The sequence below is a fragment of the Nonomuraea glycinis genome, from assembly GCF_014646515.1.
GTDB lineage: Bacteria > Actinomycetota > Actinomycetes > Streptosporangiales > Streptosporangiaceae > Nonomuraea > Nonomuraea glycinis.
In genome coordinates this window covers 23,976-43,868 of sequence record NZ_BMNK01000024.1, presented here as the reverse complement: position 1 = coordinate 43,868, position 19,893 = coordinate 23,976, and the positions used below count along the sequence as shown (strand labels likewise).

Below are 19,893 nucleotides of genomic sequence, written 5' to 3'. Positions count from 1 at the left end.
AATATCTGCATCTATAACCTGGCGGCATGGATGTCGACACCCGGCTGTTGCGCTACTTCATCGCCGTATCGGAGGAGGGAAGCCTCACCCGCGCCGCCGAACGACTGTTCGTGTCCCAGCCGGCGCTGACCAAACAGATCAAGCAACTCGAGGCCCTGCTCGGAGTGCGGCTCTTCACCCGATCCCGGGCCGGCATGGCCCTCACCGAACCAGGCCGAACCCTGATGGAGGGGGCGCCCGCCCTGCTGGCCGACTGGGACCGGGCGCTGCGGGAAACCAAGAGCACGGCCAGCCGGGCAGCGCAGGTGCTGCGGGTCGGCTTCGTGGCCAGCGCCGCCAACGAGACCACCCAGCACATCATCGCGGCGTTCGCCCGTCGCCGGCCGGGATGGCGGGCTGAGATGCGGCACGCGTCATGGTCGAACCCAACGGCCGGACTCGCCCACGGAGACGTCGACGCCGCCCTGCTGCGACTGCCCTTCCCCGGCCAGGACACCCTGCGAGTGAAGGTGCTGCTCACCGAGCCCCGCTGGGTCGCGCTCCCCACCGCCCACCCGTTCGCCGCGCGCGAGCGGATCCCGTTCCGCGACCTGTGGGATGAGCCGTTCGTGGCGGCCCCGCCCGAAACGGGCCGGTGGCGGGACTACTGGCTGGCCACCGACGAACGTGACGGCCACCCGGTCCGCATCGGCGCGGTCACCGACCACCCCGACGACTGGCTCACCGCCATCGCCAACGGTTACGGCATCGCCCTCGCCCCACGATCCGCCGCCCGCTTCTACGCCCGCCCCGGCGTCACCTACCGGCCCGTCAGCGGCGTCAGCCCCAGCCAGGTCGGCATCGCGTGGACTCCCGCCGACGACACCGACCCCGTCGTCCAGGACTTCATACGCTGCTGTCTGGAGAACCGACCGGCCCGACCCGACGAGGCCACCGCCTGATCAGCCGCGACAGGCCCGATCTCGGCGGCTTATGAGCAGGCGGGCAGCGAGGCCCTTGCCTTCGGGCCCAAGCGACATCAAAACCCACAAGCCCAGCGCGGCACAGCCTCAGATCTCAGAGCCCCGAAGCCTCGGGCTGCATGAGCCGGCGGGCCGCCTCGGTGATCGACCCGGACAGCGAAGGATAGACGGCGAAGGTGTGAGCGAGCTGCCCCACCGTCAGGCGCTGCTGCACCGCCACCGACACGGCCAGGATCAGCTCCGACGCGCGCGGCGCCACCACCACGCCCCCCAGCACGATCCCGGTGTGCGGCCGGCAGAAGAGCTTGACGAACCCGTCGTTGAAGCCCGACATCTTGGCCCGCGCGTTGGTGGCGAGCGGCAGCTTGACGACGTTGGCCTCGATCTCGCCCGCCTCGATCGCCCGCTGGGCGACGCCGACGGCGGCGATCTCCGGGTCGGTGAAGATGTTGGAGGCCACGGTCGCCAGCCGCAGCGGCTGGACGGCCTCGCCGAGCGCGTGCCAGACGGCGATGCGGCCCTGCATGGCGGCGACCGAGGCGAGCATGAGCACCCCGGTGCAGTCGCCGGCGGCGTAGACCCCGGGGGCGGAGGTGCGCGAGACCTTGTCGACCTTGATGAACCCGTTGCGGTCGAGCTGCACCCCGGCCTCCTCCAGGCCGATGCCGCCGGTGTTGGGCACCATGCCGACGGTCATCAGCGCGTGCGAGCCCTCGGCCGTGCGGCCGTCCTCCAGCGTCACCACGACGCCGTCGGCGGTGCGCTTGACGGAGGCGGCGCGCGAGCGGCCCATGACGTTCATGCCGCGCCGGCGGTAGACCTCTTCGAGCACCTCGGCGCCGTCGGCGTCCTCGTTGGGCATCATCCGGTCGCGGCTGGAGACGAGCGTGACCTCGGCGCCGAGCGAGCGGTAGGCGCCGGCGAACTCCGCGCCCGTCACGCCCGATCCGACCACGATCAGATGCTCGGGCAGCTCGTCCAGATCGTAAAGCTGGCGCCAGCTGAGGATCCGCTCGCCGTCGGGCTCCGCGCCGGGCAGGACGCGCGGGGTCGCGCCGGTGGCCACGAGCACCACGTCGGCCCGGATCGTACGGTCGCCGGCCCGGACGACCTGCGGGTCGACCAGCCGGCCGCGCGCCTTGACGATCTCTACGCCCTCGGCCTGGACCCGGGTGGCGATGTCGGCCGACTGCGCCTGCGCCAGCTCCTTGACCCGCTTGTTGACCAGCGGCAGATCGACCCGCGCCACGCCGACGTCACCATCGAGTCCGCCGGTGAAGGCGACGCCCAGCGTGGGCGCGTCGAGCAGCGCCTGCTTGCGGACGGAGGTCGCGATCAGGGTCTTGGACGGCACGCAGTCGGTCAGCACGCAGGCCCCGCCTGGGCCGTCCTGCTCGACCATCGTGACCTGCGCGCCTAGCTGTGCCGCTACGAGCGCCGACTCGTAGCCGCCTGGTCCGCCACCAATGATCACAATCCTCGTCACGTATCCCATTCTCCTGCATCGGCTGTGCTGCTGACGATCGGGGCGGCCCTCGCGCGCTAGTCTTGGCTGCTGTGCCTGTCTACGCCGCCTACGGCAGCAACATGGACCCGGAGCAGATGGCCATGCGCGCCCCGCACTCGCCGGTGCGCGACGTGGGATGGCTGCCTGGCTGGCGTCTGACCTTCGGCGGGGAGATCTTCGGCTGGGAAGGCGCGATCGCCACCATCGTCGAGGACCCCGACGATCACGTCTTCGTCGTCCTGTATGACGTGCCCGAGAACGACGAGACCTCGCTCGACCAGTGGGAGGGCGCCTCACGCGGTCTCTATCACAAGGTCCGGCTGCGCGTGCAGACGCTCGACGGCGAGGTCCTGGCCTGGTTCTACGTCCTGGACGGCTATGAGGGCGGCCTGCCCTCGGCCCGCTACCTGGGCATCCTGGCCGACGCCGCCGAGCGGGCGGGCGCCCCCGACGACTACGTCAAGGAGCTGCGGGGACGCCCGTGCAAGTCGCTGGGCTCCTGATCAGCTGAGCGGCAGGTGCTTGGTCTCCTTCAGCGCGAAGACGTACACCAGGGTGGAGATCAGCGCCAGCGCGGACATGTACCACGGGAACAGCCCGGAGGCGTCCGCGTCCTTCAGCGCCGTGCCGATGAGCGGCGCCGTGCCACCGAAGATCGCCACGGTCAGCGAGTACGGGAACCCGGCGCCGGCCGCCCGCACCCGGGTCGGGAACAACTCGGCGTTGACCGCGGCCGAGATCGAGGTGAAGCAGCCGAGGAAGACCATGCCGACGCACTGGATGATCAGCAGGCTGGAGAACGAGTTCGACAGCATGCCCAGCAGCGGCACCGGCAGGATCGTGAACCCGAGACCGAAGGTGATCAGCATGGGCCTGCGGCCGACCTTGTCCGACAGCATGCCGAGCAGCGGCTGCAGCACCATGAAGAAGACCAGCGAGATGGTGCTCACGGTGAGCGACTCGGCCTTGTCGAAGTTCACGTTCTGCTGGGCATAGGTCGGCAGGAACGTGGTCCAGGTGTAGTACGCGACCGTGCCCGCGAGCGTGATGCCGACGATGAGCGCGGCCTTGGTGGGGTAGTGGAGCAGGAAGTCGAACAGCCCCGGCCGCTCGGCCCGGCCCGCCTTGATGTCGGCGGCGAGAGTGCTGGTCTCTTCGGCGCCCTTGCGGATCCACAGGCCCACCAGGCTGATCACCGCGCCGACGACGAAGGCGATGCGCCAGCCGTAGGAGTTCATGTCGGATTCGCTGAGCGAGAGGGCGAGCAGCGCGGCCAGGCCGGAGGCGAGCAACTGGCCGATCGTGGTGCTGACGTACTGGAAGCTGGAGAACAGGCCCCGGCGGCCGGGGGGCGCGGACTCCACCAGGAACGTGGTCGCGGCGGCGAACTCGCCGCCGACCGACAGGCCCTGGATCAGCCGGGCCAGCGTCAGGATGATCGGCGCGAGCACGCCCGCCGCCTCATAGGTCGGCGTCACCGCCAGCAGCAGCGAGCCGAACCCCATCAAGATGATCGTGAACGTCATCGCGGCCTTGCGGCCGAAACGGTCGGCGAACGCGCCGACCAGGAGCCCGCCCAGCGGGCGCATGAAGAAACCGACCGCGAAGATCGCGAACGCGCTCAGCACCGGGACGAGCGGGTTGTCCGTCTCCGCGAAGATCTGCCCGGAGAAGTAGACGGCCAGGAAGCTGTAGGCGTACCAGTCGTACCACTCCACGACGTTGCCGATGCTGGCCGCGAAGAGCTGGCGCAGGCGGCTTTTCGGGATACCGATCGGGGAGGGGGCGGGGGGAGAGGTCACCACGAAGGGCTCCTTTGCTCAACAGTGCGGTAATGGCCTACTGTGCAATTGGTCGACCAAAACAGTCAAATATCTGGCCACATTTTGACGATCCCGACATGGAAGCGGCCCTCTTTGGACGTTCTCGACCGGCGGCTGATCGCCGCCCTCCAGGTCAGCCCGCGCGCGTCGTGGGGCGAGATCGGCCGGGCGGTCGGCGAGCACGAGCGCACCGTCGCGCGCCGCCTGCAGCGGCTGATCTCCGACGGGTACGTGCGGGTCACCGCCATCTACGACGACCTCCGCTCCGGTCACGGCCGCCCCGTCCACCTCCATGTGCAGGTACGTCCGGGCACCGCGGCGAGCGTGGCCCGGGCCATCGCCGACCGGCACGACACCCGCTCGGTCTATGCCCTGACCGGCGCCACCGACGTCGGCTGCGAGCTGGTCTCCCCCTCCAGGGACAAGCTGCACGACATCCTGTCAACGCAGATCAGTGGGATCGACGGGGTCGGGCAGACGCAGACCCAGGTCGTCCTGCACACCTTCAGGACCGTCGCGGAGTGGCACGCGCCGTACCTCACCGAGCGGGAGCTGGCCGAGTTGCGGCCGCCGCCGCCGGACGCTCCCCTGCCGGACGTGGACGGGCTGTCACCGCTGGAGGAGGAGATCGCCGAGCTGCTGGCCGCTGACGGGCGGATCGCCTTCACCGCCATCGCCGAGCGGCTGGAGCTGTCGCTGCCGACCGCGCGCAGGCGGGTCACCTCGCTCCTCGACCGGCGGCTCCTGCTGCTGCGGGCGGAGATCGAGCCGGCGCTGATCGGCCTGGAGGTGGAGGCCCAGCTCTGGCTCAAGGTCCGCCCGAACGGCCTGGACCGGGTCGGCCAGCGGCTGGCCGCACACCCCGACGTGCGCTACTGCGCCGCCACCACCGGCACTCATGGTCTGATCGTCCAGGTGGCCACCGCCCACGAGGAAGATCTCTACCGGTTCCTCTCCGGCGTCGTCGGCTTGCTCGACGAGGTCACCGACGTCAATGTCACTCTCATCACCCACGCGTACAAACGCGGCTATCTTCACAAGTCTGGCCTGCTCACCCTGGAGAAGACACCATGATCCCTACCGCTGAGAACGAAGTCGCCGACCTGTGCGTGGAGCTCATCAAGGTCGACAGCAGCAACTACGGGGACGGCAGCGGCCCCGGTGAGCGCGCCGCGGCCGAGGTCGTCATGGCCAGGCTCGCCGAGGTGGGCATCGACGCCACCTACATCGAGAGCGAGCCCGGTCGCGGCAACGTGATCACCCGGATCGAGGGCACCGACCCGTCGCTGCCCGCGCTGCTCGTCCACGGCCACCTCGACGTGGTGCCCGCCAACGCCGCCGACTGGACCGTCGACCCGTTCGCAGGCGAGGTGCGCGACGGCTACATCTGGGGTCGCGGCGCGGTCGACATGAAGGACATGGACGCCATGATGCTGGCGCTGGTCCGCCGGCTCGCCAGGGACGGCCGCAGGCCGCGCCGCGACCTGGTCTTCGCCTGGGTCGCCGACGAGGAGGCGGGCGGCGTGTACGGCGCCAAATACCTGACCAAGAACCACCCCGAGCTGTTCGAAGGCGTCACCGAGGCGATCAGCGAGGTCGGCGGCTACTCGCTGGAAGTGGACCCGTCGCTGCGGCTCTATCTGATCGAGACGGCCCAGAAGGGCCTGGCCTGGATGAAGCTCGTCGCCGACGGCACCGCCGGGCACGGCTCCATGCTCAACTCCGACAACGCCGTCACCGAGGTGGCCAAGGCCGTCGCCCGGATCGGCGCCCACGAGTGGCCCATCACGCTCACCCCGACCGTGCACCGCTTCCTCAGCGAGACCGCCGACGCGTTCGGGCTGCCCTTCGACGAGCACGACCCCGCGCCCATCCTGGACAAGATCGGGCCGCTGATCCGCTTCGTCGGCGCCACGCTCAGCCACACCACGAACCCCACCCAGCTCGGCGCCGGCTACAAGTCGAACGTCATCCCCGGCCAGGCCACCGCCGTCGTCGACGGCCGCTTCCTGCCCGGCCACGAGGAGGAGTTCTTCAAGACCGTCGACTCGCTGATCGGGCCCAAGGTGCGCCGCGAGTTCGTGCACCACGACATCGCGCTGGAGACCGGCTTCGACGGCGCGCTGGTCGAGTCGATGATCGCGGCGCTCAAGGCCGAGGACCCGACGGCGCGGGCGGTGCCGTACTGCATGTCGGGGGGCACCGACAACAAGACGTTCTTCGCCGACCTGGGGGTGCGCGGGTTCGGGTTCGTGCCGCTGCGACTGCCCGCCGACATGGACTTCGCCTCGATGTTCCACGGCGTGGATGAGCGGGTGCCGGTGGAGGCGCTGCGATTCGGCGTGCGGGTGCTGGACAGGCTCCTCCTAAACTACTGATCCGTGAGCATAGATCCGTACAATCTCGCCGGTGAGGCGGCCGCGGCGCTTAAAGCCGCGGCCGGGCTCGACACCTTCGACGTGGCCCTCGTGATGGGGTCCGGCTGGGTGCCGGCCGCGGACGCGATCGGGCAGGTGGTGGCCGAGATCCCGGTCACCGATCTGCCCGGTTTCCAGGCGCCCGCGGTGGCCGGGCACGGCGGCAAGATCCGCGTCGTCCGGACTCCGGCGGGCCGCCACGCGCTGGTGCTGCTCGGGCGCAGCCACCTGTACGAAGGCCGCGGGGTCGACTCCGTCGTGCACGGCGTGCGCACCGCCGCCGCGGCGGGAGTCCGTACGATCGTGCTGACCAACGCGGCGGGCGGCCTGCGCCCGGAGACGCAGCAGGTCGGCGACCCGGTCCTGATCAGCGACCATATCAACCTGACCGGCGCCAACCCGATCACCGGCACCACGTTCATCGACCTCACCGAGGTCTACTCCAGGCGCCTGCGCGAGCTGGCCCGCGAGGTGGATCCGAGCCTGGCCGAGGGCGTCTACGTCGCCTTCCGCGGCCCCACCTACGAGACGCCCGCCGAGATCCGCATGCTGCGCACCCTCGGCGGCGACCTGATCGGCATGTCCACCGTGCTGGAGGCGATCGCCGCCCGCGAGGCCGGCCTGGACGTGCTCGGCGTCTCCCTGGTCACCAACCCGGCCGCCGGGCTGTCCGGTGAGCCGCTCAACCACGAGGAGGTCCTGGAGGTCGGCCGCGCCACCGCCACCCGGATGGGCGTCCTGCTCGCCAAGGTGGTCGACCGGCTGTGAGCCTTCACGAGCAGGCCCGCGAGTGGCTGAGCCAGGACCCCGACCCCGACACCCGGGCCGAGCTGTCGGCGCTGCTGGAGCGCGACGACACCGAGGCGTTGCGGGACCGGTTCGATGCCAAGCTGGAGTTCGGCACCGCTGGGCTGCGCGGTGAGCTCGGCGCGGGCCCCAACCGGATGAACCGGGTCACCGTCATGCGCGCCGCCGCCGGCCTGGCCCAGGTGCTCGGCCCCGGCAAACACGTGGTGATCGGCTACGACGCGCGGCACAAGTCCGACGTGTTCGCCCGCGACACGGCCGCCGTGCTGACCGGCGCCGGCCTGCACGCCTCGCTGCTGCCCTGCCCGCTGCCCACGCCGGTGCTCGCCTTCGCGGTGCGCCACCTCGGCGCCGACGCCGGCGTGACGGTCACCGCCAGCCACAACCCGCCCAGGGACAACGGCTACAAGGTCTACTGGGGCGACGGCTCCCAGATCGTGCCGCCGATCGACAGCCGGATCTCCGCCGCGATCGACGCCGTGGGCCCGGTCGACGCTCTCCCGCTGCACTCCCCCGGCACGCTCACCGAGCTGGGCGACGCCATCGTCGAGGACTACATCGACGCGGTGCTCGCGCTGCCGCTGGGCGACGCGCGCGAGCTGCGGGTCGCCTACACGCCGCTGCACGGCGTCGGCTCCGGCACGCTGACCGGCGCCTTCCTGGCCGCCGGCTTCGAGACGCCGATCGCCGTCGAGGCGCAGCGCAACCCCGACCCGGACTTCCCCACGGTGGCCTTCCCCAACCCGGAGGAGCCCGGGGCGATGGACCTGGTCATCGAGCTGGCCGCCAAGACCGGCGCGGACCTGGTGCTGGCCAACGACCCCGACGCCGACCGGTGCGCGGTCGGCGTCCCGCTCGGCGACGGCGCCTGCCGCATGCTCACCGGCGACGAGCTCGGCGGCCTGCTGGCCGAGCACGTCCTCACGCACACGTCGGGCGACCGCATGGTGGCCACCACGATCGTCTCCTCGACCCTGCTGGGCAAGATCGCCCGCGCGCACGGCGTCCGCTACGGCGAGACGCTGACCGGCTTCAAGTGGATCATCAAGGCGGGTCCTGGCCTGGTCTTCGGCTACGAGGAGGCGATCGGCTACAGCGTCGGCACGACCCACCCCGCGCCCGAGGACGGCGGCTCCTTCCCGGAGATCGCGGCGCCCTACCTCCCGGTCCGCGACAAGGACGGCATCGGGGCCGCGCTCACCGTGGCGGCCATCGCCGCCGCCGCCAAACTGGACGGCCGCACACTGCTCGACCTCCTGGACGACCAGGCCAGACGGTACGGCCTGCACGCCACCGCGCAGCTCTCGGCCCGCGTGGACGACCTGTCGCTGATCGCCGACGCCATGTCCCGGCTGCGCGCCACCCCACCCACCACCCTCGGCACCCGTACGGTGACCCGCGTCGACGACCTGAGCAGGGACGACGGCGACCTGCCGCCCACCGAGGGGCTGCGCTTCACGCTGTCGGGCGACGCCCGCGTGGTGGTCCGGCCGTCGGGCACGGAGCCGAAGCTGAAGTGCTACCTGGAGGTGGTGGTGCCGGTGACGGGCGAGGTGCCCGACGCCCGCGCCGAGGCGGTCGGCGAGCTGGACGCCCTGAAGGCCGACCTGAGCGCGACCCTCGGACTTTAGTCTCATTCTTGAGACTATCGTGAGCGCGAGGACCGCGAGGATCAGGTCATGACACCATCGCCCCCGGATAGTCTCATCGGTGAGACCATCCGGGAGGTTGCATGGAGCCATTCATCGGCAGGACACGGGAGTTGTCCGTCCTGCGGCGCGCGCTGGACAAGACCGGCAGGGGCGGACGTCCCGGGCGGGCGCTCCTGGTGCGGGGCCGCCGCCGGGTGGGGAAATCGCGACTGGCGGAGGAGTTCATCCGGCAGGTAGGGCTGCCGCACCTCTACTACACGGCGACCGGTCAGACCCTGACCAGCGAACTGCGCACCTTCACCGAAGAAGCGCGCGTGTCAAGCCTGCCTGGCGCCGCCGTGTTCGCAAGCGAGCAGCCGAGCTCATGGCACGACGCGCTCACCCTCCTGGCCCGCGCCCTCCCGCAGGACTCGCCCAGCATCGTCGTCATCGATGAGCTCCCGTATCTCATCAAGGTCGACCCGTCCTTCGAGGGAGTGCTCCAGAAGCTCTTCGACAAGGAGTTCTCCAGACGGCGGGTGCTGTTGCTGCTCATCGGCTCGGACCTGTCCATGATGGAGGCGATCAACACCTACGATCGGCCCTTCTACCAGCGCGCCGCCGATTTCGTGATCAATCCGCTCACGCCGTATGACGTTGGTCATGCGCTCGGCTTGTCGCCGGCGGAGGCGTTCGACGCCCATCTGGTATCCGGGGGCCTGCCCATGGTGTGTGAGGAGTGGCCCGAAGGCGGTTCGCTCTGGGACTACCTGGAGAAGGCGGTCGAGGATCCGCTGTCGGCGCTGATCGTCAGCGGTGAGCGCGCTCTTGGCCCGGAGCTCCCTCCGGAGGCCATGGCCCGGCAGGTCCTCGGTGCCATCGGATCGGGGCAACGCACACACGCCAACATCGCCACGGCCACCGCGGACATCTCCCGCGCGTCGATGAACCGGGCCCTCCAGCTTCTGCTGGAGAAGCGCATGATCACGGTGGAGCGTCCGCTGTCCACCCGCCCCTCCAGAGAGACGCGCTACCACGTCACCGACTCCCACCTGCGGTTCTGGATCCCGTTCATCAGTACGCGATTGGCGGATATCGAGCGAGGTCGTAGCGACAAGGTCCTGGAGAGAATCCGCCAGAACTGGCCCTCGTGGCGGGGGATGGCCGTCGAGTCGCTCATTCGAGAAGGACTCAGGCGGATGGACGAACTGCCCGACGGGACGGGTGCGATCGGCGGCTACTGGACGAGGACGAACGACCCCGAGATCGACCTGGTCGGCGCGGACCGGGAGCCGATCGCCAAGAAGATCACGATGCTGGGGTCGATCAAGTGGCTGGAGAACCGGCCGTTCGACCACCACGATCTGAGTGAGCTCATCGTCCACCGGTCCAAGATGCCCGGAGCCGACGCCTCCACCCCGCTCTATGCCGTCTCCCGCTCGGGATGCTCCGTCCAGGGCGTCAAGCACATCACCCCTGAAGAGCTGCTTGAGGCGTGGCGCTGAAGGTTTGGTCTCATCGATGAGACCAAACGTCCGACGGCGACCACCGAATTCACATAGTGAGACCAGCTGTTGACGTTGGTCTCAGAGATGAGACCAACGAGAGACGATAGGACCAAATCTGGTGGGACCAAATCTGGTGAGACCAAATCTGGTCCTGTCGAGCGTGCACCCCACCTATGTCAGGTCGGTCAGGCGAGGCGGAACTGGATCTCGATCTCCCATTTGTTCATGTCCGGCTGCTCCTCCGGGTGGGTCTTGTAGATCTCCAGGCGGCTGCCCCAGTGCTCGCCGTCCGCCTCCGTCGTCATGTCGAACGCCAGCCCCTGCTCCTTCGCCCACCCGCGCACCGCGCCGACGACGCCGATGAGCTGGTCCGGGTGGCCGAAGTGAGTCTCGGTGACGTAGCGGCCGGCCGGGATGACGCCGGCGTAGACGTCCCCCTCGCCCGCCACCGGGGCCGCGACCGGGACGCCCGCCTCGACCAGCAGGTCCCCTTCCATGTCGATGACCAGGAAGCGGAAGAACGGCCCGCCGTCCGGGGCGGCGCCCCGCTCGGCCAGCCAGGCGAAGATCTCGCCCAGCCGGTCGGCGACCACGTTGAAGGTCGCCATGGTGATGGTCGCGCGGATCCCGACGTAGTACCGCTCCGGGATCTCGATGATCTGTGGCATGTTGTCCTCCCTTTCACTCTTACGTACGAAGCGGGGCGCTGGAACTCATCGGCAGGCCGAAAAGGGGGAAGAGCCGAGGCTCCAGGTAGGTGGTCACGCTGGTGATCGACCCGCCGCCGGTCTCGAGGAGCACCAGGGCGAAGGGCTCGCCGTCCTGGTACTGGCCGTACGCGGGCAGGCCGCCCGCGTCGGCGGTCCGTACCAGGTGGGAGCCGTCGCACGGCGCGCCCGAGGCGACCAGGACGCGGCGGATGCCGTCGCGCCCGCTCAGCCACCAGGTGAACGGCGGCATCGACATCGTGGCGTCCTCGTGCAGCAACGCCACCAGCGCCGCCACGTCGAACCGCTCGAACGCGTCCACGTAACGGGCCAGCAACTCCTCGTCCACGCCACGAAGCGAGGTGTCGGGCACGGCGGCCGTGGTGCTCCGACGCGCGGAGTCGGCCAGAGCACCTGTGCCGGGCAGGGTGATACGACGCCAGGGACCGGGCGCGGCAGCTGGGGCGGGCAGGGTGGTCCTGGCTCGTTGCAGGGCGCTGTTGACGGCTGCCACGCTGGTGTCCAGGAGCGCTGCCACCTCGGCGGCCGACCAGCTCAGCACGTCACGCAGGATCAGCACCGCCCGCTGGCGCGGCGGCAGGTGCTGCAACGCCGCCACGAACGCGAGCCGTACGGTCTCCCTCGACATCGCCAGCTCGGCCGGGTCCAGCAGGTGGTCCGGCAGCGGATAGACCCAGGCGCGCGCCTCCACCGGCTCCCCCAGGGGCGTGCCGGGCTCGGCGGCCGGGCCCAGGTCCATGGCCAGGGCGCGGCGGCGAGCACCGCGTAGCAGGTCCAGGCAGACGTTGGTGGCGATGGCGAAGAGCCAGGCCCGCGCAGACCCACGTACCGGGTCATAGCGGTCGCGGCTCCGCCAGGCCTTGACCAGCGTCTCCTGCACCGCGTCCTCGGCCTCGAAAGCCGAGCCGAGCATGCGGTAGCAGTATCCGACCAGCTCAGGCCGGTGCTCTTCCCACTCCATGAGAACTCCATCAGGTCGTCACCGATCCCGCCCAGGCGTCACACAGTGCCACCGCCAACACGAGAGGTCTAGCTTGTACGCCTTTGGCGGGTTATGGTGCGATCAACGCAACCGAACGTTCGGTAGGCCCCCTTGGACACTTCACTCACTGACCGGGACACCGACGCCGGGCTGCGGATCAGGAGCGCGGCGGTGCTGCTCTTCGCCCGTCAGGGCTACGCCGCGACCAGCATCAGAGACCTCGCCAGAGCCGTCAACCTCACCAACGCCGGCATCTACCACCACGTCTCCAGCAAGGAAGCCCTGCTCGCCGACCTCATGAGAGCCGGCCACCGCGGGCTCATCGACGCCACCGCCCGGCTGCTCGACGGTGTCCAACAGCCGTCGGACCGGCTGGCGCTGCTCATCGCCTCCCTCACCGCGATCCACGCGCGCAGCCCCCTGACCACCCGCGTCATGGACGGCGAACTGCGCTCCCTCACCCCCGGCTCCACCGCCCACGACGAGATCATCGCGCTGCGCGACGAGTACGAGGACCACTGGCGCCGAGCCCTGGCCGACGGGGCCGGGCAGGGCGTCTTCCGCGTCGCCGACCAGAAGCTGTCCCGCCTGGCCTTGATGTCCATGTGCACCGGCACCAGTGAGTGGTACCGCCCCGACGGGGACTCCTCGCTGGAGCAGGTGTGCGCCGAGTTCGTCGCGATCGGACTGGCCGCGGTCCGGGCTCCCGCCCGCCCCACGGCGAGCGCCGACCTCTCCCTGCTGCCCGACTTCCCCTGGGAGCCGCCGGATGCCTGACGCCTCGTACGAGACCATCCCCGACCTGCTCAGACACGCCGCACGCGAGTACGGCGACCGCGAGTTCCTCCGCTTCCCCAAGGCGACCCGAAACCCTGCCGGGACGTCCTTGAGCTTCGCGGAAGTGGACGCCGAGTCCGATCGGCTGGCCGGAGCGCTCGCCGCCAGGGGTGTGCGACCGGGCGACCGAGTGGCGATCATGATGGAGAACGTGCCCGGCTGGCCGCTGAGCTGGCTGGCGATCCTCAAGGCCGGGGCGATCACGGTGCCGGTCAACGTCCGCTACGGGGCGGCCGACCTGGAGCATGTGCTGCGCGACTCAGGCGCCGTGACCACCCTGACCACCACGGAGCACGCCGCCCTCGTCTCGAACACCGCAGCCACCCTGACCATCGCCCAGCATGCCGCGCTCGCATCAGGTGCCGCGGCCACCCTGACCATCGCCCAGCATGCCGCGCACATCCTCGACCCCGTCTATACCCTGGACAGCCTCACGGGCCCGGCCTGCGCACCCGATATCTCCCCTGGCGCGGACGATATCGCGAATTTTCAGTACACATCCGGCACCACGGGCTTCCCCAAAGCCTGCATGCTCACCCACGCCTACTGGCTCAGAGCCGCCCAGGTCATCGCGGACCAGATCCGGCTCCGCGACGACGACGTCATGATGATCGCTCAGGCGTACTCCTACATGGATCCCCAGTGGACCACCGTTCTCTGCCTGATCGGCGGCATCCCCCAGGTGGTCCTCCCCCGCTTCTCCGCCTCCGGCTTCTGGCCCGCCGCCCGCGAGCACGGCGCCACCCTGACCTACGTGCTCGGCACGATGCCGCTGCTCCTGCACAAGCAGCCGCCGCACCCGCTGGACCGCGCCAACCGGATGCGCCTGATCCTGTGCTCAGGCATCGCCCCCGGCCTGCACCGGGCCTTGGAGGAGCGGTGGGACGCACCCTGGCGTGAGCTCTACGGCTCCACCGAGAGCGGCACCGACCTGATCGCCGCCCCGGAGGCCGAGGACACGGTCGGCACCGGCGCGATGGGGCTGCCGCCGCCCGGCAAGGAGGTCAGGGTGGATGCGGCGACGGGCGAGATCCTGGTCCGCGGCGTGCCCATGATGAAGGGCTACTGGAACCACCCCGAGGCCACCGCGCACGCCTTCCGCGACGGCTGGTACCACACCGGCGACCTGGGCACCCAGGACGCGCGCGGCTACGTACACCACCATGGCCGCATCACGGACTCGGTGCGCCGGGGCGGCGAGAACATCTCCTGCGCCGAGGTCGAGCGCGTGCTCGGCGAGCACCCCGCGGTGCTGAACTGCGCCCTGGTGCCCGTCCCGGACGAGCTGTTCGGCGAGCTGCCCAAGGCGTTCATCCAGCTCAACACCGGCTACGAGGCCGGCCGGGACACCGCCATGAGCGTCATCGAGCATGCCAGAGGGCGGCTGGCCCGGTTCAAGATCCCCGCGTACGTGGAGTTCGTCGACGGGTTCACGCTCACCCCCTCGGCGCGCATCGAGAAGCGCCACCTGCTGCCGGCCGGGCGCGACCAGCGCGCCGGAGCCATCCCCGTCGAAGAGGAGCGAACATGATCGACGTGACCGTGCGCGACGAGGTGGCCGTGATCACCCTGCGACGACCGGAGAAGCTCAACGCGCTCACCGCGGACATGCGCAGGAGTCTTGCCGCGGCCGTGCGCGACCACGGCGACGGCGGGCGAGCCAGAGGCATCGTGGTCACCGGCACCGGCAGGGCGTTCTCCGCCGGCGAGGACATCAACGAGGCCGTCGGGCAGTCCCTCCTGGCGGAGGTCGAGCTCTTCCACGACCTGACCAGGTCGGTGCTGGAGACCCGGGTGCCGGTGGTCGCGGCGGTCAACGGGCTGGCCGTGGGCGGCGCCGCCGAGTGGACCCTCTGCTTCGACGCCCGCCTCGGCACGCCGCAGACGGAGTACTTCTGGCCGGAGAACCACATCGGCCTGTCGATCTCCAACGCCGCCAGCTTCCTGCTGCCTCGCCTCGTGGGCGGCCGGGCGCTGCGGCTGGTGCTGGACTCGACCAGGCTGGGCGCGGAGGAGGCCAGGTCGCTGGGCCTCCTGGACGAGATCGCCGACCCCGGCACGCTGGTGGCGAGGGCCATCGCCCTGATCCACCGCTGGACCGAGCCCGGCACCGCCACCGCCGTCCACCTCGAACTGCTACGCCCCTCGCTCGCTGAGGTGGAACGCGCCTTCGCGGCGGAGACCGAGGCCGCACGCGAGGTCGAGCAGAGCGGCATCGCCCAGGCAGGCATGGACCGCTTCGTCAACCGCCGAACCTGAGCGACCCCGCCGTACCTGAGCGACCCCGCCGTACCTGATCCACCCGCCATACCTGAGCCGCCACGCATGGACGGCGACGGCCCGGCGGGACGGTCAGTCGACCACGATGGCGGCGATCACCAGGGCGCAGGCCACGGCGAGCGCCGCGAACGAGTCGTACGCCCACGTCACGCGGACCGCACCCGCCTCCTCCTTGCGGAGCCTGGCCCGCTCGGCGCGGTCGGTGATCTGCTCGCCCACCCAGTCGGCGTGCGTCTTGCCGGCGAACACCTCGGCCGCGGCCTGCTCCCCCTTGGGCAACGTCGGCTCGGTCTGGTAGCGCCCCCGCCGCGCGACGGGCGCACCCCTGCGCTGCGCCTTGGCCCGCTCCCTGGCCGAGCTCACCGGCGTCCACAGCCGCAGCAACCGCTCTGCGCCGTAGTCGATGTTGATCGAGTGGGAGACCGTCACATCGCTGACGGCCGCCCAGGGCACGAACGTCGAACGCAGAGGATTACGCCCGAGCAGGCCGTCCTCGGTGAACACCGTGGCCGGCCTGAGCGCGATCGCGTAGACCACCACGGTCAGCACGGCGAGGACGGCCAGCGCCACCATGGACGGCTTCCCGCTGTAGCGGACGATGAGGTCGAGGACGTTGAAGGCGACGAAGACCACCCAGACCCAGCCGAGAACGAGCGCGGCCTTCGATCGGTAGACCTGTCTCACGGCTGCCACTTGAGCTGCGCGAACCCCGGCTTGATCACGCCGTTGATCAGCGCGAGCCGCTCGTCGAACGGCAGGAACGCCGACTTCATCGCGTTGACCGTGAACCACTGCAGGTCGTCCCACCCGTAGTCGAACGCCTCCACGAGCTTGGCGAACTCCAGGGACAGGCTGGTCCCGCTCATCAGCCGGTTGTCGGTGTTGACCGTCACCCGGAAGTGCAGGCGGCGCAGCAGCCCGATCGGGTGCTCGGCGATGGACGCGGCGGCCCCGGTCTGCAGGTTGGAGGTGGGGCACATCTCCAGGGGGATGCGCTTGTCACGCACGTAGGCGGCCAGCCGGCCCAGCTTGGCGGTGCCGTCGCCGGCCGCCGAGATGTCGTCGATGATCCGCACGCCGTGACCCAGCCGGTCGGCGCCGCACCACTGGATGGCCTGCCAGATGGACGGCAGCCCGAACGCCTCGCCCGCGTGGATGGTGAAGTGCGCGTTCTCCCGCTGGAGGTATTCGAAAGCGTCCAGGTGCCGGGTGGGAGGGTAGCCCGCCTCGGCCCCCGCGATGTCGAACCCGACCACGCCGACGTCGCGGTAGCGCACGGCCAGCTCGGCGATCTCCATCGAGCGCGCCTGGTGCCGCATCGCGGTCAGCAGGGTCCCGACCCTGATCCCCCGGCCCGCCGAGCCCCGCTCGAACCCCTCCAGCACGGCCTGGACGACCTCGTCGAGGCTGAGGCCGCGGGTCGTGTGCTGCTCGGGCGCGAAACGCACCTCGGCGTAGACGACGCCGTCGGCGGCCAGGTCCTCGGCGCACTCGGCCGCCACCCGGGCCAGGGACTCGCGCGTCTGCATGACGCCGACGGTGTGGTCGAACGTCTCCAGATAGCGCTCCAGCGATCCGGAATCGGCGGCCTCCTCGAACCAGACCCGCAGGCTCTCGGGGTCGGTGGTGGGGAGCCCGTCGTAGCCGCACTCGCGTGCCAGGTCCGCGATGGTCTCGGCCCGGAGACCACCGTCGAGATGGTCGTGGAGCAGGACCTTGGGTGCCCGCCGGATCTCGTCAAAGGTGGGACTCATCCGCCCATGATACGAGTCCCGCGACCGCGTGGCCTTCGCGGCGCGGGTCAGGCCCTGTTGGCCGTGTCCGGGCTGAAGGCGGGCAGGCAGACCGCGATGTATTCGGCGCCCTCGGCACCGGTGCTGTAGCGGATCTTCTCCCCGGGCTCGGTCACCAGGCTCTGGCCCGCGGAGACCTCGGTGGTGCCCCCGGCGTGCTCGACAAGGACGGTGCCGCGCAGCACCACGGTGTACTCGGTGAACGCCGGTGTCTGGGCGGGCTCCTCCCAGCCGGGCGGGGCCACCATGCGGGCGATGGACACCGTCTCGTCGCCGCTGTTGACCCGGCCGATGTGCTCCTCGATGACCTTGCCACCGGGCACCGGGATGCGTGCGGGTCCTTCTAGCTTTCTCACCACCGGGTCAGTGTCCCACGTCGATGACCAGGCGGCTGGGGCCGGTGTACTCCTTCACCCGGAAGGTCCTGGTCCGGTCGCTGATCAGGGCGATGCCGACGTGACCTTCGAAGTCGCCGGTGGAGACGATGCCGGTGACGGCGGTGAGCGGCTCCGCCGAGGTGCCCGACCAGGTCGGCGTCCCTTCCTCGGTGTGGGCCACGGCCGGGATGAGCATGACGTGCAGGGCCCGGCCGCCCTTGAGGTCGATGGCCTTGCCGGCCCCCTCCGTCTCCACCTTGCTCGTCCAGCGCACGGCATAGCCGGGTATGTCGCCCTTGAAGTCGACGACCACCCGGTCGAACCCGTCGTGCCGGGCGACACGTACGCCCGTCACCAGGGCCGGCACCATGCCGTCGGCGCGCCGGACCCGCACCGCCGCGGTCCCCGTCGGGGAGGGCACGGCCCGGGCCGGCGTCCGGGCCTGGGCGGACGTGGCCGGCGGACTGGTCACGGGGTCGGACGTGCCGGGCGAACCGGTGCGGCCGGACGGGGATGACGTGGTGGTCTCGCCGGCCGTGTCCGCGCCCGGCTGAGCCGTACCGCAGGACAGCAGGAGTGCGCCGCAGACGGCGAGCGGGGCGAGACGCGCGAGGTTCATGTGAGGGGGATGCCCGCTCGCACATCCCCGAAAGCACCTGTTGTCGGATCGACATGAGCGGGCTCCGCACTCGCGGAGCCCGCCCTTTCACAAAACCACCCAGTGGTACGTGAACCCGCCGGACGACTGGTCAGACCGTCTCGAACACCTTCGCGTCGTCAGGCTGGGCAACCACGGGCTTGCGCGCCCGCAGGCCGGTGGCCGAGATAGCGACGCCGACCAGGGCGAGCACCAGGCAGACCATGATGGCCGCGCGCAGCGAGCCGATCGAGAGCTCGCCGGCGGTGCCCGAGGTGAGCACGGCGGTGACCACGGCCAGCACGATGGCGCCGCCCACCTGGCCCGAGGTGTTGAGCAGCCCGGAGGCCAGGCCCTGCTCCTCGTCGTCCACGCCGTTGGTGGCCTGGATGTTCAGCGGCGGGAACGACAGCGCGAACGCGATGCCCAGCAGGAACATGCCGGGCAGCACCAGACCGCCCAGGCTCGGGGTCTCGCTGATGCCGAGGAAGATCGCGTACCCGCCGGCGAGCGAAGCCGCGCCGACGATGATCAGCTTGCCGGTGCCGAACCGGTCGGCGAGGCCGCCGACCTTGGTGGAGCTGACGGCCACGATCAGGCCCGCGGGCAGGAACGCCAGCGCGGTGCCCAGCGCCGACCAGCCGAGCAGATTCTGGAAGTACTGCATGGCCACGAACTGGAAGGACACGTACGAACCCATGAGGATGAACAGGCCCAGGTTGGCCCGCACCAGCGGCCGGGACCGCAGGATGCCGAGCCGTACCAGAGGGTGCCTCGTCCTGCGCTCGGTCACCACGAACAGCGCGAGCAGGGCGGCGACGGCGACCAGCGAGCCGATCGTGCGCGGGGTGGCCCAGCCCACCTCGGGGGCCTGCACCACGGTGAAGACCAGCAGCAGCATCGAAGCGGTGATCAACACGGCGCCGAGCAGGTCGTGGCCCCCCTCGGGCCGCTCCTCCACCGGGCGGGGCAGCACCCTGAGCGCCGCCACCAGCGCGATGACGGCGACCGGCACCGGCATCAGCAGCGTGTAGCGCCAGTCGAGCTCGGTCAGCAGTCCGGAGATCACCAGGCCGAGCGAGTAGCCACTGGCGCCGGAGGCGGTGAAGATGCTCAGTGCCTTGTTGCGCTGCGGCCCTTCGGGAAACGTCGTCGTGATGATCGACAAGGCGGCCGGCGCGGTGAAGGCGGCGGCGACACCCTTGACGAAACGCGCGGCGATCAGCAGCGCGCCATCGTCCACCAAGCCACCCAGCAACGACGCGACGGCGAAAACGGCCAGTGCGACCAGGAAAACCCTGCGTCGCCCGAGCAGATCGGCGACCCTGCCCCCGAGCAGGAGAAGACCGCCATAGCCGAGCACATATCCGCTGACGACCCATTGCAGGGTGGAGGTGGAAAGTCCGAGCTCATGCTGGATGGACGGCAGCGCGACGCCGACCATGGACACATCGAGCGCGTCAAGAAAGATCACTGCGCAGAGCACGGCGAGCGCGCTCCAGCGAGACACGTGAGTGGAGGACATGAGGAGAAACATTACATGCAGTCGCATCTAATGCAAGCGCATTAAATGTCCTTGCATCGGTTTGACCGAGGTGGTAATC

The 19,893-nt window shown here is 70.2% G+C and carries 19 protein-coding genes; 10 read left to right on the top strand and 9 right to left on the bottom strand.

The window, feature by feature from the left end; translation table 11 throughout:
• Window positions 1-26 precede the first annotated feature (26 nt).
• Window positions 27-941: a LysR family transcriptional regulator gene (locus IEY87_RS42095; protein WP_189144494.1), complete on the top strand. Its 915-nt coding sequence runs from the start codon at window positions 27-29 to the stop codon at window positions 939-941.
• Window positions 942-1,056: 115 nt separating this feature from the next.
• On the opposite strand, the gene IEY87_RS42090 is transcribed toward IEY87_RS42095, so the two are convergent.
• A complete protein-coding gene (locus tag IEY87_RS42090) occupies window positions 1,057-2,448 on the bottom strand; it encodes an NAD(P)H-quinone dehydrogenase (protein WP_189144493.1) in 1,392 nt (463 codons plus the stop codon).
• Window positions 2,449-2,519: 71 nt separating this feature from the next.
• Here IEY87_RS42090 and IEY87_RS42085 point away from each other — a divergent pair, with 71 nt between their 5' ends.
• Window positions 2,520-2,972 carry a gamma-glutamylcyclotransferase family protein gene (locus IEY87_RS42085; RefSeq protein WP_189144492.1) on the top strand — a complete coding sequence of 151 codons (453 nt, stop codon included), beginning with the start codon at window positions 2,520-2,522 and terminating at the stop codon, window positions 2,970-2,972.
• Here IEY87_RS42085 and IEY87_RS42080 read toward each other — a convergent pair whose 3' ends face one another.
• On the bottom strand, window positions 2,973-4,274 hold the full coding sequence (locus IEY87_RS42080) for an MFS transporter (RefSeq protein ID WP_225278183.1): 1,302 nt from the start codon (window positions 4,272-4,274) through the stop codon (window positions 2,973-2,975).
• 111 nt (window positions 4,275-4,385) lie between these two features.
• On the opposite strand from IEY87_RS42080, the gene IEY87_RS42075 reads away from it, so the two are divergent.
• The 5 genes from IEY87_RS42075 to IEY87_RS42055 all read left to right on the top strand — a co-directional run bounded on the left by IEY87_RS42075 (window position 4,386) and on the right by IEY87_RS42055 (window position 10,652).
• The gene (locus IEY87_RS42075; RefSeq protein ID WP_189144491.1) at window positions 4,386-5,366 is read left to right on the top strand and encodes an Lrp/AsnC family transcriptional regulator; all 981 of its coding nucleotides are present in this window, start codon (window positions 4,386-4,388) and stop codon (window positions 5,364-5,366) included.
• Window positions 5,363-6,670 (top strand): M20/M25/M40 family metallo-hydrolase, encoded by a 1,308-nt coding sequence (locus IEY87_RS42070; RefSeq protein WP_189144490.1) that lies wholly within the window; start codon window positions 5,363-5,365, stop codon window positions 6,668-6,670. Before IEY87_RS42075 ends, IEY87_RS42070 begins: the two co-directional genes overlap by 4 nt.
• Before the next feature lie 3 nt (window positions 6,671-6,673).
• Entirely contained in the window at window positions 6,674-7,477 is an 804-nt protein-coding gene (locus tag IEY87_RS42065; protein WP_189144489.1) for a purine-nucleoside phosphorylase, read from the top strand.
• On the top strand, window positions 7,474-9,147 hold the full coding sequence (locus IEY87_RS42060) for a phospho-sugar mutase (protein WP_189144488.1): 1,674 nt from the start codon (window positions 7,474-7,476) through the stop codon (window positions 9,145-9,147). Before IEY87_RS42065 ends, IEY87_RS42060 begins: the two co-directional genes overlap by 4 nt.
• 101 nt (window positions 9,148-9,248) lie before the next feature.
• Window positions 9,249-10,652, top strand: coding sequence for an ATP-binding protein (locus IEY87_RS42055; RefSeq protein ID WP_189144487.1), 1,404 nt, complete (start codon window positions 9,249-9,251; stop codon window positions 10,650-10,652).
• Window positions 10,653-10,840: 188 nt separating this feature from the next.
• Here IEY87_RS42055 and IEY87_RS42050 read toward each other — a convergent pair whose 3' ends face one another.
• Window positions 10,841-11,323, bottom strand: coding sequence for a GyrI-like domain-containing protein (locus tag IEY87_RS42050; protein WP_189144486.1), 483 nt, complete (start codon window positions 11,321-11,323; stop codon window positions 10,841-10,843).
• A 19-nt stretch (window positions 11,324-11,342) separates the two neighbouring features.
• Window positions 11,343-12,344, bottom strand: a complete 1,002-nt coding sequence (locus IEY87_RS42045) for an RNA polymerase subunit sigma-70 (RefSeq protein WP_189144485.1) — start codon at window positions 12,342-12,344, stop codon at window positions 11,343-11,345.
• A 132-nt stretch (window positions 12,345-12,476) separates the two neighbouring features.
• Here IEY87_RS42045 and IEY87_RS42040 point away from each other — a divergent pair, with 132 nt between their 5' ends.
• Genes IEY87_RS42040 through IEY87_RS42030 form a run of 3 tightly spaced genes read left to right on the top strand, consistent with a single transcriptional unit; the run spans window position 12,477 to window position 15,461 of the window.
• Window positions 12,477-13,142, top strand: coding sequence for a TetR/AcrR family transcriptional regulator (locus tag IEY87_RS42040; protein WP_189144484.1), 666 nt, complete (start codon window positions 12,477-12,479; stop codon window positions 13,140-13,142).
• A complete protein-coding gene (locus tag IEY87_RS42035; RefSeq protein ID WP_189144483.1) occupies window positions 13,135-14,733 on the top strand; it encodes an AMP-binding protein in 1,599 nt (532 codons plus the stop codon). The genes IEY87_RS42040 and IEY87_RS42035 overlap by 8 nt, the downstream gene beginning before the upstream one ends.
• The gene (locus tag IEY87_RS42030) at window positions 14,730-15,461 is read left to right on the top strand and encodes an enoyl-CoA hydratase/isomerase family protein (protein ID WP_189144482.1); all 732 of its coding nucleotides are present in this window, start codon (window positions 14,730-14,732) and stop codon (window positions 15,459-15,461) included. Before IEY87_RS42035 ends, IEY87_RS42030 begins: the two co-directional genes overlap by 4 nt.
• A gap of 93 nt (window positions 15,462-15,554) precedes the next feature.
• Here IEY87_RS42030 and IEY87_RS42025 read toward each other — a convergent pair whose 3' ends face one another.
• From IEY87_RS42025 to IEY87_RS42005, 5 genes are all read right to left on the bottom strand, one after another.
• Window positions 15,555-16,166 (bottom strand): PH domain-containing protein, encoded by a 612-nt coding sequence (locus IEY87_RS42025; protein WP_189144481.1) that lies wholly within the window; start codon window positions 16,164-16,166, stop codon window positions 15,555-15,557.
• Window positions 16,163-17,236: an adenosine deaminase gene (locus IEY87_RS42020; protein ID WP_189144480.1), complete on the bottom strand. Its 1,074-nt coding sequence runs from the start codon at window positions 17,234-17,236 to the stop codon at window positions 16,163-16,165. The genes IEY87_RS42025 and IEY87_RS42020 overlap by 4 nt, the downstream gene beginning before the upstream one ends.
• A gap of 47 nt (window positions 17,237-17,283) precedes the next feature.
• Window positions 17,284-17,634 carry a cupin domain-containing protein gene (locus IEY87_RS42015; protein WP_189144479.1) on the bottom strand — a complete coding sequence of 117 codons (351 nt, stop codon included), beginning with the start codon at window positions 17,632-17,634 and terminating at the stop codon, window positions 17,284-17,286.
• Window positions 17,635-17,638: 4 nt separating this feature from the next.
• Window positions 17,639-18,271, bottom strand: a complete 633-nt coding sequence (locus IEY87_RS42010; protein ID WP_189144478.1) for an AMIN-like domain-containing (lipo)protein — start codon at window positions 18,269-18,271, stop codon at window positions 17,639-17,641.
• A gap of 130 nt (window positions 18,272-18,401) precedes the next feature.
• The gene (locus IEY87_RS42005) at window positions 18,402-19,814 is read right to left on the bottom strand and encodes an MFS transporter (protein ID WP_225278182.1); all 1,413 of its coding nucleotides are present in this window, start codon (window positions 19,812-19,814) and stop codon (window positions 18,402-18,404) included.
• Between the last annotated feature and the right edge of the window lie 79 nt (window positions 19,815-19,893).

Coding starts and splice junctions, on each gene's coding strand:
- IEY87_RS42095 (WP_189144494.1), top strand. CDS start 27: ATGGATGTCGACACCCGGCTGTTGCGCTACTTCATCGCCGTATCGGAG.
- IEY87_RS42070 (WP_189144490.1), top strand. CDS start 5,363: ATGATCCCTACCGCTGAGAACGAAGTCGCCGACCTGTGCGTGGAGCTC.
- IEY87_RS42055 (WP_189144487.1), top strand. CDS start 9,249: ATGGAGCCATTCATCGGCAGGACACGGGAGTTGTCCGTCCTGCGGCGC.
- IEY87_RS42050 (WP_189144486.1), bottom strand. CDS start 11,323: ATGCCACAGATCATCGAGATCCCGGAGCGGTACTACGTCGGGATCCGC.
- IEY87_RS42045 (WP_189144485.1), bottom strand. CDS start 12,344: ATGGAGTGGGAAGAGCACCGGCCTGAGCTGGTCGGATACTGCTACCGC.
- IEY87_RS42035 (WP_189144483.1), top strand. CDS start 13,135: ATGCCTGACGCCTCGTACGAGACCATCCCCGACCTGCTCAGACACGCC.
- IEY87_RS42030 (WP_189144482.1), top strand. CDS start 14,730: ATGATCGACGTGACCGTGCGCGACGAGGTGGCCGTGATCACCCTGCGA.
- IEY87_RS42020 (WP_189144480.1), bottom strand. CDS start 17,236: ATGAGTCCCACCTTTGACGAGATCCGGCGGGCACCCAAGGTCCTGCTC.
- IEY87_RS42010 (WP_189144478.1), bottom strand. CDS start 18,271: ATGAACCTCGCGCGTCTCGCCCCGCTCGCCGTCTGCGGCGCACTCCTG.
- IEY87_RS42005 (WP_225278182.1), bottom strand. CDS start 19,814: ATGTCCTCCACTCACGTGTCTCGCTGGAGCGCGCTCGCCGTGCTCTGC.